This window comes from Luteimonas sp. A534 (assembly GCF_054072805.1).
In genome coordinates, this window is the sequence record NZ_JBSVRR010000001.1 from 131,134 (window position 1) to 146,539 (window position 15,406).

The window sequence follows — 15,406 nt, forward strand, 5'->3', positions numbered from 1 at the left end:
GAAAAGCCCGGCCAGGGCCGGGCTTTCAGGTCACGCGCTGCGGCTTGCCTCAGGCGGCGGTGGCGAGCGCCTTGATGCGCGCGGCCAGGCGGCTCTTGTGGCGGGCGGCCTTGTTCTTGTGGATCAGGCCGCGGGCGCTGAAACGGTCGAGCAGCGGCTGTGCGGAGGTGAAGGCCTCCTGGGCACCGGTGGCATCGTTGGCGTCGAGCGCCTTCAGCACTTTCTTGACGGCGGTGCGCAGCTGCGAGCGCTGGCTGTTGTTGCGCAGGTTGCGCACGACAGCCTGCTTGGCGCGCTTCTTGGAAGACTTGATGTTGGCCACAATGGGATCCTGGGAGCGGGTGTAAAGACGGAATTCGGGTCGAGCGAGCAGGAAAGTATGGGGGAATCAGGAGCTTGGGTCAAGAATCACCCGCTCGTGGAGCGGGGCCCGTGAGCGGGGCACAAGGAGGCCGTCGCGGCGGGCTGCTGCGCTCCACCGCGGTCTTCAGCTCCATGACCCTGCTGTCGCGGATCGCCGGCTTCCTGCGCGACGCCCTGCAGTCACGCGTGTTCGGCGTTTCGGTGGCGATGGACGCCTTCGTCATTGCCTACCGGATTCCGAATTACCTGCGCCGGATCTTCGCCGAGGGCTCGGTGCAGATGGCCTTCGTGCCGGTGTTCAACGAACTGCGCGAGCGCGGCGACGAGCGCGCACTGAAGGACTTCCTCGATGCCATGGCCGGCGCGCTGCTGGCGGTGGTGCTCGTGTTCGCCGCGGTGGGAATGCTGGCCGCACCGCTGCTGGCGCGGATGTTCGCGCCAGGGGCCATCGACGAGCCGGAGAAGCTGGCGCTCATCGTCGACATGCTGCGCATCACCTTTCCCTACCTGGTGGCCATTTCGCTGATGGCGCTGGTGGCTTCGGTGCTCAACAGCTTCGGCCGCTTCGCACTGCCGGCGGTGACGCCGGTGCTGCACAACGTGGTGATGATCGTCGCCATCGTCTGGGTCTCGCGCTGGTTCGCCGAGCCGGTCAAGGCGCTGGCCTGGGGCGTGCTGGTGGCGGGCGTGCTGCAGCTGGCGGTGCTGTGGCCGGCGCTCGGGCGGCTCGGGCTGCGGCCGAGCTTCAAGCCGGATTTCCGACATCCCGATGTGCGCCGGGTCGCGAAGCTGATGGTGCCGACCCTGTTCTCGTCTTCGGTGGCGCAGCTCAACCTGCTGGTGGGCACGGTGTTCGCATCGCTGCTGGTCACCGGCAGCCAGACCTGGCTGTATCTGTCCGACCGCCTGGTGGAGTTCCCGCTGGGTCTCTTCGGCGTCGCCATCGGCACGGTCATCCTCCCGCACCTGTCGCGCCGGCATGCGGCCGCGGACAGCGAGGGCTACGGCGCGACGCTGGACTGGGCGCTGCGAATGGCGCTGCTGGCGGGCGTGCCGGCGGCGATCGGGCTGCTCCTGCTGGCCGAGCCGCTGACCGCCGTGGTCTACCAGGGCGGACGGTTCACGCCGCACGACACGCGCATGGCCTCGATCAGCCTGGCGGCGATGAGCATCGGCATCCCGGCCTTCATGCTGACCAAGGTGCTGGCACCGGCCTTCTACGCCCGCCAGGACACGAAGACGCCGATGCGCGCGGCGATCATCACCGTGGTCGCGAACGTGGTGATGACCGTCGCCTTCACCACCCCGCTGTGGCTATGGGACGTGCAGGGCGCGCACGGCGGCATCGCCCTGGCGACCGGGCTGGCGGGGATCATCAACGCGTGGTTGCTGTGGCGGTACTTGAGACGTGCCGGGCTGATGCGGCCGCAGCCGGGCTGGGGCCGGTTCTGGCTGCGCCTGTTCGTGGCCTGCGCGGTGATGGCTGCTGCGGTGCTGGCGCTGCGCGTCTGGATCGGCGACTGGACGGCGATGGAAAGCCTGCTGTGGCGCGCGGCCCTGTTGCTGGTGGTCGTGGCCGCCGGTGCGCTGGCCTACGGCGCCGCGCTGGTGGTGCTGGGGCTGCGTCCGCGCGACCTGCGCCACTGAGCCTGGGCCAGCGGGCCTGGGGCCGCGGCGCGCCGTTATACTGGCCGGCCGTACCCTGTATGGGCGCGCTGCCGCCGGCGGCGCCACACCAACTGGATCCCATGAAGCAGCTGTTCCGCGATGTCGACGGCGGGCCCCTGTGCCCCGAAGGCAGCGTGGCCTGCATCGGCGCCTTCGATGGCCTGCACCTGGGCCATCGCGCGCTTGTGCGCCACGCGGCGGAGCGCGCGCGCCTGCTCGGCCTGCCGCTGGCGGCGCTCAGCTTCGAGCCGCTGCCGCGAGAATTCTTCGCCCATGGCACGCCGCCCCCGCGCCTGATGCTGCCGCGTGCCCGCGCCGAAGGCCTGTGTGCGCTGGGCGCGGATGTGGTGGGCCTGCTGCGCTTCGATGCCGGCTTCACGGCCATGGCGCCGGAAGCGTTCGCGGAGCGCGTGCTGTCCGCGCGCCTGCGGGTGCGCGAGGTCTGGGTGGGCCCCGGCTTCCGGTATGGCCATCGCCGTGCGGGCGACCTGGACACCCTTCGCGAATCCGGCGAGGCCATGGGCTTCCAGGCGGGCGAGATCGCGCCCGTGCTGCTCGACGGTGAGCGCGTGTCCAGCACCCGCATCCGCGCGGCCCTCGGGGCGGGTGATTTCGACGTCGCCGCGCGCCTGCTCGGGCGTCCCTATGCGATCGGCGGGCGCGTGGTGCGCGGCCGCCAGCTCGGGCGCACGCTCGGCTATCCCACGGCGAACCTGCGCTTCGGCGGCAAGACGCCGGCGCTGCGCGGTATCTACGCCACGCGCGTGCACGGCGTGGGCGCCGCGCCATGGCCCTCGGTGTCGAGCTTCGGCACCCGGCCGACGGTGGACGGCGTCGAGCCGCTGCTCGAAGCCCACCTGTTCGATTTCTCCGGCGACCTGTACGGTCGCCGCATCGAAGTGGAGTTCGTCGCGCGCCTGCGCGACGAAGAGAAGTACCCCGACCTGCCGACCCTGGTCGCGCAGATGGACCGCGACGCCGCCCAGGCGCGCCACATTCTGATGCACACCCCGCAGCGAGCGACCGCGTGACCGACGACAGCCAGCGTTACAAGCCGACGATCCTCTTGCCCGAAACCGCGTTCCCGATGCGCGGCGACCTGCCGAAGCGGGAGCCGGACACGCTTGCGCGCTGGGAGGCCGGCGGCCTGTACCAGCAACTGCGCACGCACGCCGCGGGGCGCCCGCGCTTCGTGCTGCACGACGGTCCGCCGTACGCCAACGGCGCCATCCACCTCGGCCACGCGGTCAACAAGATCCTCAAGGACATCATCGTCCGCTCGAAGACGGTCGCCGGCTTCGACGCGCCCTATATCCCGGGCTGGGACTGCCACGGCCTGCCGATCGAGATCGCGATCGAGAAGAAGCACGGCAAGGTCGGCGTGAAGCTCGACGCCGCGGCATTCCGCCAGGCCTGCCGCGAGTACGCGCTGGCGCAGGTCGAGCTGCAGAAGGCGGACTTCAAGCGCCTGGGCGTGCTTGGCGACTGGGACGATCCCTATCTCTCGCTGGACCCGCGCTTCGAGGCCGACGAGATGCGCGCGCTGGCCAAGGTGATCGACAACGGCCACCTGGTGCGCGGCGCGAAGCCGGTGTACTGGTGCTTCGACTGCGGCTCGGCGCTGGCCGAGGCCGAGATCGAATACCAGGACAAGGTGTCGCCGGCGGTGGACGTGGCCTATCCCGCGCGCGATCCGGCGGCGCTGGCGCGCGCCTTTGGCGCGGTGCTGCCCGAGGGCGTCGAGGTCGCGGTGCCGATCTGGACCACCACGCCCTGGACCTTGCCGGCGTCGCTCGCGGTATCGCTGGGCCCCGACATCGAGTATTCGCTGGTCGAGGGCCCGGAACACGACGGGCGCCCGCGCTGGCTGGTGCTTGCCGCGTCGCTCGTGGAAAAGGTGCTGGCGCGCTATGGCGTCGACGGGGTGGTGGTGCACGGCCATGCCAAGGGCTCGGCGCTTGCGCACATGCTGCTTGCGCATCCCTTCTACGCCGAACGCGACATCCCGCTGATCCTGGGCGGCCACGTCACCGATGACGACGGCACCGGCGCCGTGCACACCGCGCCCGGCCACGGCCAGGAGGATTTCGCGGCCGCCCAGCAGTACGGCATCAACGACCGCTACACCGCCGGCCAGCTCAACCCGGTCGACGGACGCGGCGTCTACCTGCCGTCCACGCCGGCGGCCAATGGCGTCGAACTCGCCGGCACGCACATCTGGAAGGCCAACGACGCCCTCATCGAGGTGCTGCAGGCCAGCGGTGCGCTGCTGGCGCAGGCGAAGCTCGAACACAGCTATCCGCACTGCTGGCGGCACCGCACGCCGGTGGCCTTCCGCGCCACGCCGCAGTGGTTCATCTCGATGGACAAGGCCGGGCTGCGCCGCGACGCGCTGGCCGCGATCGAGGGCGTGGAGTGGTTCCCGGGCTGGGGCGAGGCGCGCATCGCCGGCATGGTCGAGGGCCGCCCGGACTGGACGATCTCGCGCCAACGCACCTGGGGCGTCCCGATCGCACTGTTCATCCACCGCGAGACCGGCGAGCCGCACCCGCGCTCCAGCGAGCTGATGCGCGCCGTGGCCGACCGGGTCGAACAGGACGGCATCGACGCCTGGCAAGCGCTGGATGCCGCCGAGCTCTTGGGTGATGACGCGTCGCAGTACGAGAAAGTCACCGACATCCTCGACGTCTGGTTCGACTCCGGCGTCACCCACGAATGCGTGCTGGCCGCGCGTGGCATCGGCAAGCCGGCCGACCTGTACCTGGAAGGCTCCGACCAGCACCGCGGCTGGTTCCAGTCGTCGCTGCTGACCGGCATCGCGATCGACAAGGCCGCGCCGTACCGGCAGTGCCTGACCCACGGTTTTACCGTGGACGAGCACGGCCGCAAGATGTCGAAGTCGCTGGGCAACGGCATCGAGCCGCAGGAAATCATGAAGACGCTCGGCGCCGACATCCTGCGCCTGTGGATCGCCTCGGCCGATTACAGCAACGAGATGTCGCTGTCGAAGGAGATCCTGAAACGCAACGCCGACGCATACCGCCGCATCCGCAACACCGCGCGTTTCCTGCTCGGCAACCTGCACGGCTTCGATCCCGCCGTGCACCTGCCGGCGCTCGACGACATGCTCGCGCTCGACCGCTGGATCGTGCATCGCGCCTGGGAAACCCAGGAGAAGATCGTCGCTGCCTATGCGCGCTACGACTTCGCCGAGATCGTGCAGCTGCTGCTGAATTTCTGCAGCGTCGACCTGGGTTCGCTGTACCTCGACGTCACCAAGGACCGGCTGTACACGATGCCCGAGGACTCGCGCGGCCGCCGCAGCGCGCAGGGCGCCATGTACCGCATCAGCGAAGCCTTCGTGCGCTGGATCGCGCCGATCCTGGCGTTCACGGCCGACGAGATGTGGGGATTCGTGCCTGGCAAGCGCGAAGGCAACGTCCTGTTCGCCACCTGGTACGAGGGCCTGGCGCCGCTTGCCGACGGTGCACCTTTGTCGACGCGCGAGTTCGACGACCTGCTGCGCCTGCGTGAGCAGGTGTCCAAGGTGCTGGAGCCGATGCGCGCCAGCGGCGAGATCGGCGCTGCGCTGGATGCGGAGATCACCCTCACCTGCGGCGTGGCCGACCAGAACTGGTTGTCGGGCCTGGTCGATGAACTGCGCTTCTTCTTCATCAGCGGCGACGTGGCACTGGTGGCCGACGATGACGCCGAGGCGATCACGGTCACGGCCGCGGCCACGGACAAGCCCAAGTGCGTGCGCTGCTGGCAGCGCCGGGGTGACATCGGCGCGGTGGCGGAGCACCCGGGGCTGTGCACGCGCTGCGTGTCCAACGTCGATGGCCCCGGGGAGGACCGCGAATGGTTCTGAGGCCCAGCCCCAACGCCTTGTCCTGGCTGCTGCTGTCGCTGCTGGTGCTGGTGCTCGACCAGCTGAGCAAGCAATGGGTGCTCACCAGCCTTCCGGAATACACCGCGATCCCGGTGATCGAGGGCTTCTGGAACTGGTACCGCACCTACAACACCGGCGCTGCGTTCAGCTTCCTGGCCGACGCCGGCGGCTGGCAGAAGTGGTTCTTCACCGCGCTGGCCTTCGGCATCAGCGGCCTGCTCGCGGCCTGGCTGTCTCGCACCCCGCGCAGCGACTGGCGCACCGCGCTGCCCTTCGCGCTGGTGATCGGCGGCGCCATCGGCAACGTGATCGACCGCCTGCTGCACGGCCACGTGATCGACTTCATCCAGTGGCACTGGCGCGACCACTACTGGCCGGCGTTCAACATCGCCGACGCCGCGATCGTCGGCGGCGCCATCGGCATCGCCCTGTTCGGCATCCTGGCGCCGAAGAAGCCGCAGGGCTGATCCCTGGCCTGGGAGCCGGCTTGTCCGCGCCTTCCCCCGTGGGAGCGGCTATAGCCGCGATCGGGCAACAGCCATCGCGGCTATAGCCGCTCCCACAACGCCAGGGCCGGCTGGCGCGGATGGCCACTCCCACGAGCGAGGCCCGTCCGGCTGCCGTTCCCCCGGGCGGGGGTAGAATGGCCGGCATGGATATCGTCCTCGCCAATCCCCGTGGTTTCTGCGCCGGCGTCGACCGCGCGATCGAGATCGTCAAGCGCGCCATCGAGACCCTGGGTGCGCCGATCTACGTCCGCCACGAGGTGGTGCACAACCGCTACGTGGTCGACGACCTCAAGCAGCGCGGCGCGATTTTCGTCGAGGAACTCGACGAGGTGCCTGACGGCAACACGGTGATCTTCAGCGCGCATGGCGTCTCGCAGGCGGTGCGCAGCGAAGCCGACCGCCGCGGCCTGAAGGTCTTCGACGCGACCTGTCCGCTGGTGACCAAGGTGCACTTCGAGGTCGCGCGCCATTGCCGCGCCGGCCGTGACGTGGTGCTGATCGGCCACGCCGGGCATCCGGAGGTCGAAGGCACGATGGGGCAGTGGAACCGCGAGCGCGGCAGGGGCACGATCTACCTGGTGGAAGACGTCGAGGACGTCGCGACGCTCGTGGTCGGACAGCCCGATAACTTCGCCTACACCACCCAGACCACGCTGTCCGTCGATGACACCCGCGGCGTGATCCAGGCGCTGCGCGAGCGGTTCCCCGCGATCCAGGGGCCGAAGAACGACGACATCTGCTACGCCACCCAGAACCGCCAGGATGCGGTGCGCGAACTCGCCGCCGAGTGCGACCTGGTGCTGGTGGTGGGATCGCCCAACAGTTCCAACTCCAACCGTTTGCGCGAACTTGCCGAACGCGAGGGGGTGGAAGCCTACCTGATCGACGGCGCCGAAGAGATCGATCCGGCCTGGGTCGCGGGCCGACGCCATGTTGGCGTGACCGCGGGCGCTTCGGCCCCGGACGTGCTGGTGGAGGGCGTGCTGGCACGCCTGCGCGAACTCGGGGCCGACGGCGTGCGCGAGCTGTCGGGCGAGCCGGAAAGCATGGTGTTCGCGCTGCCCAAGGAGCTGCGGCTGCAGCTGGTGGAGTAGGGGCCGCCGCCAGCCATCCGCGTCGTCGGGCCGGTCGTGGGCTGCGGGCTGCTGAAAACCTGATCCCGTGCTCAAAGCGGGCGGTCCGGGATGGCCTATCCTCGGACGCCGGGTGCGTCGGCCCGGCGGCGTACCCCGAAACAGGAGCAGGACATATGGAAGTGGCCAAACGAATCCCCGTGGCAGGCGTGCTGCTGCTTGCCTTGATCGCGGGCGGCTGTTCGCAGTCCGCGGCGCAGCGGACCGCGGACACCGAAACACCCCGCGACGCCTCCAAGGCCTTGGCGACCCTTGCGGCGACACCGGCCCCGGCGGATCTCGGCGGCAACTGGTCCGTCGAGTGGTGCGACCGGTCGCAGCCGGACCTGGACTGTGGCGGCTTCAACGTCACCCTTGTCCAGGACGGCGAAAAGCTCTGCGGTGACTACGGTGGCGCGCTGGTCAACCAGAGACAGGTCGATGAAGGCGATATCGTCGGCACCGTCGTGGGCAACACCGCCGTCCTGGCGGTGGAGAGCGGACGCAACGGCATGATCGCCCTGGTTCGCGCCGAACTGCATGGCGGCGCGCTCCATTGGCGCGAAGTGGACAACATCAGGCGGGGCGATACCGATACCGCGGTCATTGCGACCGACGACACGCTGGCGGCGGTCCAGTCCGAGCGCTCGGACCTGCCCCGCAGGTGCGGCGGCCAGGCCGATGCGACGCGGGGGGGCTGAATGGATTTCAGGGAGCTGACCCAGGACGAGTACGACGCCCGGCTGCGCACCGTGATCGTGGGTACCGAGGGCCTCCACGAGCGTGCGATGGACGTCGGGGACAACCGCGCCACCATCGGCTGGGGATACACCCTCAACCGGAACAACAACGTCGAGATCTGGGAGCGGTCGGGCATCGAGTTGAGCGACGCTGAGTGGGACACGCTCCGGCGTGTCGACGCCGAGCCGACCTTGTCAGGGAAGACGCGCATCGGCCTGACCCTGACTCGCGAGCTGGACGAAGGCGAGGCCGACAGCCTGTTCCGGGCTTCGGTCCAGGAGTACGAAGGCCATGCGATCGCGGCGGGCATGCCGCTGTCGGACGAGCGGATCGCGCTTGTTTCGGTGACCTACAACCGAGGGGTGGGTGCCATGCAGGGCCATGCCGTCCTCGATGCGATCGCCGAGGGCGACCGAGCGGAAGCCTGGTACCAGATGCGCTACAACTGCTGGGGAAGCCGGGAGGACATGGAGGGCGGCCTGCGCAAGCGCCGCTTCGCCGAGTCGGAGGTGTTCGGCCTCTACGATGACCGCGACAGCGTCGGGCTCGAGGAAGCCGCCGACGTATACCGCATGTACCAGTCCAACCGCGAGGAGATCACGCGCGTGGAAGCGGCCTTCGGGGTCACGCTTGACGGCGACGAGGCGCGGTCCAACCGCATTGCCCATGCCAATCGCGACTATCCGGCGATCGTGGCCGATTATGGTTCCGTCAAGACCCTCTCGGAATCGCTGGAGCCTGCGCGTACCGTGCTGCTGGAGCACCTGCAGCAGCAGTACCCGGAGCATGCCGGCGAGTTCACCGAGGCACGCTTCAATGCCGGAAGCATCGATCTCGAGCGCTTCCCGGTGCAGGACGCCCCCGAGCGCGCTGACGCGGCGGGCACGCCCGGACTTCCGGGTCTGGACACGCTGAACGCGGCGCTGAGGGACGGGAATAGCGACCTGCTCGACCGGATCGCCATGACCTTCGCCCGTTCCGAGGAGGGGCAGGAGATGGCGCGTGAGGGCGACCGGCTTGCGCAGCGGGCCGCGGAGCCGGAGCAGCAGGAGCAGGCACTTGCCCAGGCGCGCTGAGGCGAAGGGGGCGGGGCGATGACGCAAGCGGACCTGCAGGAGGCGGTGAAGGCCATCCTCATGCTGCGCTCGGAGATGACGCAGCGCGAGGCGCGGATGAGCGCCGCGCTGGACCGGCACATCCAGGCGCTGCAGCAGGAGGCGCGGGATTTCCGCAGCGACATCGAGGGTCTCGTCGGCGGCGCTGGCAACCGCATCACGGAGGAGGCCAAGGGGGCGCTGGGCCCGCTCGTGGCCGGGTACGACGGTGCCGTCTCCGCGACATCGGCGCGCCTGCGCGGAGCCGGCCAGATGATCTGGCTGTGGTTTGGCGCCTTGGCCGCCACCTTGTTGTTGGTGCTGGTCACCGCCTGGGCGGTGCTGGGCTACCACCGGCGCGAGCTGGCCGGCATCGAAGCCGAGCTCAGGCGCTACGAACAGGCGGTTCCCGTCGTCCAAGCGTTCTACGCGTCGGATGCGGTGATCTGTGGCGGCCGGGTGTGCGTGAACGTCGATCCCGATGGACAGCCGGCCGGCGAGGGGCGCCAGTACAAGCCCGCAAGGGCGAGATCCCCGCGCTGAAGGGCAGGCGCGTTCGCTGGACACCGGAGGCCAGGACGGAAAAAGCCCCGGGAAGCTGGGCTTCCCGGGGCTGGATTACCTTGGTGCCGGAAATAGGAATCGAACCTACGACCTACGCATTACGAATGCGCCGCTCTACCAACTGAGCTATTCCGGCATGGCCGCGCATTGTAGGGCCGTGCCCGCTCTGCGGTCAAAACATCAGATGCCCACCATCTCGAGCTGCGTGCGCAGGCGATCGGCGAGGCGCAGGGCCAGCGCGACGATGGTGAAGGTGGGGAAGGCCCAGCCGCCGGTGGGGAACACGGAACTTCCCGCCACGTGCATGTTGTCGATCCCATGCACCTTGCAGTCGCGATCGACCACGCCATCCTCCGGGCGCGCGGACATGCGCGTGGTGCCGATGTGGTGGGCGGTGCCCATCAGCGCGGGGCGCAGCGTCGGGTCGCCGAGCCAGGGTTCGGGCTCGAAGCGGCCACGGGAGCAGCGGGCCGCTTCGTCGCCAAGGATGGTCGCGGCAGCGCGGTAGGACGCGTAGTCGAGCTGGGTGAAGCGCCAGTCCACGCGGACCTTGCGCATGCCCATCGCATCGACCGAGTCGGACAGGGTGATCCTGCTGGCGGGATTGGGCGACTGCTCGAAGAAGGCCATCAAGTCCAGGTGCCGGCAAGTGTCCACCGGGCGGTGGCGAAGCTTGCGTACGACCGCACCAGCGACATGGCCGGCGTTCATGCCCACGCGCAGCGCGAGGCGGGCGCGGTGTACGCCCCCCTGGGGCGTGGGATGGAACACTTTCGGCAGGCCAGTGGCCAGGGCGCGCTCCACCCTGTCCTCGACGCCGTCGTCGTCACCGGTGGCGGCGGGACGGAAGGTGTCGCGCAGGTCGCGCAGCGCCTGCAGCCCGGATGGAGTCGCGCCGGCGACCGGGACCGGCCGCGCGCGCGCATTGAGCAGGCCGAGCTTGCGCTGCGCGGCATCGGCCAGTGCGAACTCACGGTACAGCGAGCGGTTCCTGCGCTGGTCGCCGCTGTCGTACGGGCGCAGCAGCGTATTGAAGTCGCCGTCCACGACCCGGCCCGCGACGCAGCGCGGATGGTCCATGAAGTAGCGCCCGACCTGGTCGTGTCGATTGCCCAGGCCCTGCGGCTCGACGCGGTCGGACTGCAGCAGCAGGCGCGCGTTCTCGATGCCGCCCGTGGCGAGCACGTAGTGGCGCGCATGCACCGTTCCGCGGCGGCCGGCCAGGCTGCCGATCTCCGCGGCCTCCACGTGGTCGGCGCCGGATGCCGCCACCAGCTCCGTGAGGTTGGCGTGGAACAGCAGGGTGATGTTGGCGGCATCCTCGAGCAGCGTCCGGTACCGCGACTGGAACAGCACCGGGCTCAGGAAACAGACGCGCTGGACCGTGTGCTCTTCCCGGAGGGACAGCGACTTGACGAAATCCGCGTTGCTGAAACCGCCATCGCCGGCCTCGTGCCGCGGGTCGATCCCGAACACGTTCCCGGCGTGGTCGCCCCACGCCGCGAGCTCGTCGAAGTCGATCGGCCAGCCGCTTCCAGGCACCCAGTCGCGAGGTTCCAGGTCAAGGCGTGTCAGCGGCACGCAGCCACCGCCCCACAGCCTGGAACTGCCGCCCAGCGCGCGCAGGCGGCACAGGCCGGGATCGATGTCGACCGGGCCGATGGATTCGCCGTCGTTGAGTGCCTGGGTCTCGCGTTCGCTCTCCAGCCCACCGCTTTCCACCACGCACACGCTGAAGCGGCTGTTGGCGAAGGCGCTTGCGATCGCGATGCCCGCGGGCCCGGCACCAATGACGCAGAGATGGCACTGGTAGTCGTTGGGCGCCGATGGATCGAGGTAGTCGAGGATCAAGGCGGCTCCTTCGCGACGGTGCCCCGCCGAAGGTGGCGAGGGCACCGATCAGTGAAACGGAGAGCCCTGCCGGCAACGGACATGTGCATGCGCGCCGCCGACGGGTCTCGCCCCGCGCGACGGGCGGCCGGTATCCTGAGTTTCTTCCTTCCGGGACTCTTTCATGGCCAAAGCACGCACCGCCTACGTCTGCACTGAATGCGGGGCCGACTCCGGCAAATGGCAGGGCCAGTGCGGCGCGTGCGGGGCCTGGGACACGCTGTCGGAAATCGTGCTCGAGTCCGCCGCTTCCGTGAAGGCGGCCTCGCCAGCGCGCCGCGGCGGCTGGGCCGGAAAGGTCGAAGCACCCAAGGTCACGCCGCTGAAGGACGTGCGCCAGGCCGACGACATGCGCGTGTCCACCGGCATCGGCGAGTTCGACCGCGTGCTCGGCGGCGGCCTGGTCGAGGGCGCGGTGGTGCTGGTGGGTGGCGACCCCGGCATCGGCAAGTCCACCCTGTTGCTCCAGGCCATGGCCAGCATGGCGCCGACCCTGCCGGGACTCTACGTGACCGGCGAGGAATCGCTGGCGCAGGTGGCCGGCCGCGGCAACCGCCTGGGACTTCCGCTGGACGGACTCAACGCGCTGGCCGAAACCGGCGTCGAGAACATCCTCGGCCATGCCGCCAAGCTCCGGCCCAAGCTGATCGTGGCCGACTCCGTGCAGACGCTGTGGACGGAAACCCTGACCGCGGCGCCGGGCTCGGTCAGCCAGGTGCGTGAATCCGCCGCGCGGCTGGTGCGCTACGCCAAGGAAACCGGCACCGCGGTGTTCCTGGTCGGACATGTCACCAAGGAGGGCGGCATCGCAGGTCCGCGCGTGCTCGAGCACATGGTCGACGCGGTGCTGTATTTCGAAGGGGACAGCGGCAGCCGGTTCCGCGTGCTGCGCGCGTTCAAGAACCGCTTCGGCGCCGTCAACGAGCTCGGCGTGTTCGCGATGGGCGACAAGGGCCTGAAGGAAGTGCCCAATCCCTCGGCGATCTTCCTGTCCGGCGGTTCGCGCCAGCCTGGCAGCTGCGTGATGGTGACCCGCGAGGGCACGCGGCCGCTGCTGGTCGAGGTGCAGGCGCTGGTGGACTCCTCCCCGCTGTCGAACCCGCGCCGCGTGGCGGTGGGGATGGAACAGAACCGGCTGGCGATGCTGCTGGCGGTGCTGCATCGCCATGGTGGCATCGCGGTGGGCGACCAGGACGTGTTCGTGAACGTGGTCGGCGGCATCCGCGTGCAGGAAACCGCTGCCGACCTGCCGGTGCTGCTGGCGGTGCTGTCGTCGCTGCAGGACCGGGCGCTGGCGGAGAAGACGGTGGCCTTCGGCGAGGTCGGCCTGTCGGGCGAGATCCGGCCGGTGCCCAACGGCGAGGAGCGGCTGAAGGAAGCCGCGACCCACGGTTTCCGGCGGGCGATCGTGCCCAAGGCGAACGCGCCCAAGTCCGGGTCCTACAAGGGGCTTGAAGTGGTCCCGGTGGAGCGCCTGGCCGACGCCATCGAAGCCGCGGGCTAGTACGCAGCCCCTGTGGGAGCGGCTACAGCCGCGCTTGCGAGGTGTTGCCGGATCGCGGCTATAGCCGCTCCCACGATCGGAGCGGTCAGACCCGCTGCAGCAACAGCTCCAGCACGAACTTGCTGCCGAAGAACGCGAGCACCAGCAGCGCCATCGCCGCCAGCGTCCAGTGCACGGCGGCGCGCCCGCGCCAGCCGCGGCCCCAGCGGCCGATGAGCAGCACGCCGAACACCAGCCACGACAGCACGCTGAGCACGGTCTTGTGCAGCAGGTGCTGGGCCAGCAGGTCCTCGACGAACAGGGCGCCGGTCAGCAGGGTGGCGGTGAGCAGCACGAAGCCGGTGGCGATGGTGCGGAACAGCAGCGTTTCCAGCTCGACCAGCGGCGGCAGCGCGCGCAGCCAGCCGTGGATCTCGCGCCGGCTCAGGGCGCGTTCCTGCAGCCACAGCATCACCGCCAGCAGGGCGGCCACGGCGAGGGTGGCGTAGGCGAGCAGGGCCATCCAGGCGTGCAGCTGCAGGCGCCAGTCGAGCGGCTCGGGCGGGAGGTGGCCGCGCAGGTGGTTGGCCAGCAGGGCCAATCCGGCGAGCGGGAACACCAGCACGCCGAGCGAAGCCATGCGTCCGCGCGCGCCGACGATCGTGGTCAGGGCCGCCATGCCCAGGATGACCAGGGACAGCGCGGCGTAGAAGTGCATGTCCGCGCCGCCCAGTTCGCGCCAGGCGAGGGCGTGCTCCAGGGCATGCAGCAGCATGGCGACCGTCGCGGCCGCAAGCCAGGCGCGACCGCCGCCGCCACGCCGGATCCCGGCCACCAGCAGGCCGCTGGCGACGAGGTAAAGCGCGATCGAAACGAGGACGGGAATCATCCGCGCAGTGTCGCATAGCGCGTGATCGACCTGAACGGGTGGGCGACGTCACGCCCATCGAGCCGCTATGCTGGCGGCAAGCGGGGCTCCGGCGCCCCGTGAACCTCCAAGCCCGGTCGCCTGTGTCCTAGTGATATGGCAACCGGGCCGTGGCTTTCGGGCCACCGGGTCGGACCGGAAACGGGTCGGCCTCCCTGTATCGGAATGGAGCACAACATGGCGTCCCTGGTCGACCGTTTCGGGCGGTCGTTCCCGTACCTGCGCCTCTCCCTGACGGAGGCGTGCAACTACCGTTGCAGCTACTGCCTGCCGGACGGCTATCTTGCCGAGGGGCGCGCGCGCTTCCTCGAACTCGACGAGATCCGGCGCCTGGTCCGCGGCTTCGCCGCCCTGGGCATGAGCAAGATCCGCCTGACCGGTGGCGAGCCCAGCCTGCGCAAGGACCTGGTGCCGATCATCGCCGCGGTGTCGGCGGTGCCCGGCGTGCGACGCATTGCGATCACTACCAACGGCACGCTGCTGCCGCGCCACATCGGGGCCTGGCGCGAGGCCGGGCTGACCGCGCTCAATGTCAGCCTCGATACCCTGGATCCCGTGCGTTTCCATGCCATCACCGGCCACGACCGCTTCGCCGAGGTCACCGAAGGCGTGGAGATGGCGCTGGGCATGGGCTTCGATTCCGTGAAGCTCAACGCCGTGCTGCTGCGCGGCCGCAACGACGACGAGCTGCCGGCGTGGTTCGACTACCTGCGCGAGCGCGACATCGCCATCCGCTTCATCGAGCTGATGCGCACCGGCGACAACCTTGAGTTCTTCGAACGGCACCATGTGCGCGCCGAAGCCTTGGAAGAGCAGTTGGTGGACGGTGGCTGGACCCTGCGGCAGCGCGCACCGGAGGCGGGTCCCGCGCGCGAATATTCGCACCCTGGCTACCGCGGCCGCATCGGCATCATCGCCCCGTATTCGAAGGACTTCTGCGCCGGCTGCAATCGCCTGCGGGTGACCGCACGCGGGGACCTGCGGCTGTGCCTGTTCGGCGACTTCGGCATCGGGCTGCGCCCGCTGCTGCAGTCCGACGACGATTTCGATGCGCTGGTCGCTCGCATCAGTACCCAGCTTGGACTCAAGGCTGCCGGCCACGGCCTGCACCAGGGCGAGACCGGGCTCACCCCGCACCTGGCATCCATCGGAGGATGAACGA

General features: G+C 69.6%; 13 protein-coding genes, 1 tRNA gene and 1 riboswitch. Of the genes, 10 read left to right on the plus strand and 4 right to left on the minus strand.

What is annotated here, in order from left to right; genetic code table 11:
• Positions 1–49: 49 nt before the first annotated feature.
• The gene (gene rpsT, locus ACW5F0_RS00610) at positions 50–322 is read right to left on the minus strand and encodes a 30S ribosomal protein S20 (RefSeq protein WP_456964111.1); all 273 of its coding nucleotides are present in this window, start codon (positions 320–322) and stop codon (positions 50–52) included.
• Positions 323–432: 110 nt separating this feature from the next.
• On the opposite strand from rpsT, the gene murJ reads away from it, so the two are divergent.
• From murJ to ACW5F0_RS00650, 8 genes are all read left to right on the plus strand, one after another.
• Positions 433–2,010, plus strand: a complete 1,578-nt coding sequence (murJ, locus tag ACW5F0_RS00615; protein WP_456998808.1) for a murein biosynthesis integral membrane protein MurJ — start codon at positions 433–435, stop codon at positions 2,008–2,010.
• Between the two features lie 101 nt (positions 2,011–2,111).
• On the plus strand, positions 2,112–3,062 hold the full coding sequence (locus ACW5F0_RS00620) for a bifunctional riboflavin kinase/FAD synthetase (protein WP_456998809.1): 951 nt from the start codon (positions 2,112–2,114) through the stop codon (positions 3,060–3,062).
• Positions 3,063–3,118: 56 nt separating this feature from the next.
• Positions 3,119–5,902: an isoleucine--tRNA ligase gene (gene ileS, locus ACW5F0_RS00625; protein ID WP_456999153.1), complete on the plus strand. Its 2,784-nt coding sequence runs from the start codon at positions 3,119–3,121 to the stop codon at positions 5,900–5,902.
• On the plus strand, positions 5,893–6,390 hold the full coding sequence (gene lspA, locus ACW5F0_RS00630; protein ID WP_456964114.1) for a signal peptidase II: 498 nt from the start codon (positions 5,893–5,895) through the stop codon (positions 6,388–6,390). The genes ileS and lspA overlap by 10 nt, the downstream gene beginning before the upstream one ends.
• A gap of 185 nt (positions 6,391–6,575) precedes the next feature.
• Complete coding sequence (gene ispH, locus ACW5F0_RS00635; protein ID WP_456998810.1) at positions 6,576–7,526, plus strand: 4-hydroxy-3-methylbut-2-enyl diphosphate reductase; 951 nt, start codon at positions 6,576–6,578, stop codon at positions 7,524–7,526.
• Positions 7,527–7,681: 155 nt separating this feature from the next.
• Positions 7,682–8,245: a hypothetical protein gene (locus ACW5F0_RS00640; RefSeq protein WP_456998811.1), complete on the plus strand. Its 564-nt coding sequence runs from the start codon at positions 7,682–7,684 to the stop codon at positions 8,243–8,245.
• Positions 8,246–9,361 (plus strand): glycoside hydrolase family protein, encoded by a 1,116-nt coding sequence (locus tag ACW5F0_RS00645; protein ID WP_456998812.1) that lies wholly within the window; start codon positions 8,246–8,248, stop codon positions 9,359–9,361.
• Positions 9,362–9,379: 18 nt separating this feature from the next.
• Positions 9,380–9,922, plus strand: a complete 543-nt coding sequence (locus tag ACW5F0_RS00650; protein ID WP_456964118.1) for a hypothetical protein — start codon at positions 9,380–9,382, stop codon at positions 9,920–9,922.
• An 81-nt stretch (positions 9,923–10,003) separates the two neighbouring features.
• Here ACW5F0_RS00650 and ACW5F0_RS00655 read toward each other — a convergent pair.
• Positions 10,004–10,079 (minus strand) — tRNA-Thr (locus ACW5F0_RS00655).
• Positions 10,080–10,123: 44 nt separating this feature from the next.
• Positions 10,124–11,794: a GMC oxidoreductase gene (locus ACW5F0_RS00660; protein ID WP_456998813.1), complete on the minus strand. Its 1,671-nt coding sequence runs from the start codon at positions 11,792–11,794 to the stop codon at positions 10,124–10,126.
• Between the two features lie 163 nt (positions 11,795–11,957).
• Here ACW5F0_RS00660 and radA point away from each other — a divergent pair, with 163 nt between their 5' ends.
• Positions 11,958–13,337: a DNA repair protein RadA gene (gene radA / locus ACW5F0_RS00665; RefSeq protein WP_456998814.1), complete on the plus strand. Its 1,380-nt coding sequence runs from the start codon at positions 11,958–11,960 to the stop codon at positions 13,335–13,337.
• A gap of 85 nt (positions 13,338–13,422) precedes the next feature.
• On the opposite strand, the gene ACW5F0_RS00670 is transcribed toward radA, so the two are convergent.
• Positions 13,423–14,205, minus strand: coding sequence for a cytochrome C assembly family protein (locus tag ACW5F0_RS00670; RefSeq protein WP_456964121.1), 783 nt, complete (start codon positions 14,203–14,205; stop codon positions 13,423–13,425).
• Positions 14,206–14,297: 92 nt separating this feature from the next.
• A riboswitch (molybdenum cofactor riboswitch) is annotated at positions 14,298–14,431 on the plus strand.
• On the opposite strand from ACW5F0_RS00670, the gene moaA reads away from it, so the two are divergent.
• Entirely contained in the window at positions 14,422–15,402 is a 981-nt protein-coding gene (gene moaA / locus ACW5F0_RS00675; protein ID WP_456998815.1) for a GTP 3',8-cyclase MoaA, read from the plus strand. Its footprint overlaps the riboswitch before it by 10 nt.
• The last annotated feature ends 4 nt before the right edge of the window (positions 15,403–15,406 follow it).

Excerpts from the sequence above, each read along its gene's own strand:
- ACW5F0_RS00620 (WP_456998809.1), top strand. The coding sequence starts at position 2,112 with ATGAAGCAGCTGTTCCGCGATGTCGACGGCGGGCCCCTGTGCCCCGAA.
- ileS (WP_456999153.1), top strand. The coding sequence starts at position 3,119 with ATGCGCGGCGACCTGCCGAAGCGGGAGCCGGACACGCTTGCGCGCTGG.
- lspA (WP_456964114.1), top strand. The coding sequence starts at position 5,893 with ATGGTTCTGAGGCCCAGCCCCAACGCCTTGTCCTGGCTGCTGCTGTCG.
- ispH (WP_456998810.1), top strand. The coding sequence starts at position 6,576 with ATGGATATCGTCCTCGCCAATCCCCGTGGTTTCTGCGCCGGCGTCGAC.
- ACW5F0_RS00640 (WP_456998811.1), top strand. The coding sequence starts at position 7,682 with ATGGAAGTGGCCAAACGAATCCCCGTGGCAGGCGTGCTGCTGCTTGCC.
- ACW5F0_RS00645 (WP_456998812.1), top strand. The coding sequence starts at position 8,246 with ATGGATTTCAGGGAGCTGACCCAGGACGAGTACGACGCCCGGCTGCGC.
- ACW5F0_RS00650 (WP_456964118.1), top strand. The coding sequence starts at position 9,380 with ATGACGCAAGCGGACCTGCAGGAGGCGGTGAAGGCCATCCTCATGCTG.
- radA (WP_456998814.1), top strand. The coding sequence starts at position 11,958 with ATGGCCAAAGCACGCACCGCCTACGTCTGCACTGAATGCGGGGCCGAC.
- ACW5F0_RS00670 (WP_456964121.1), bottom strand. The coding sequence starts at position 14,205 with ATGATTCCCGTCCTCGTTTCGATCGCGCTTTACCTCGTCGCCAGCGGC.
- moaA (WP_456998815.1), top strand. The coding sequence starts at position 14,422 with ATGGCGTCCCTGGTCGACCGTTTCGGGCGGTCGTTCCCGTACCTGCGC.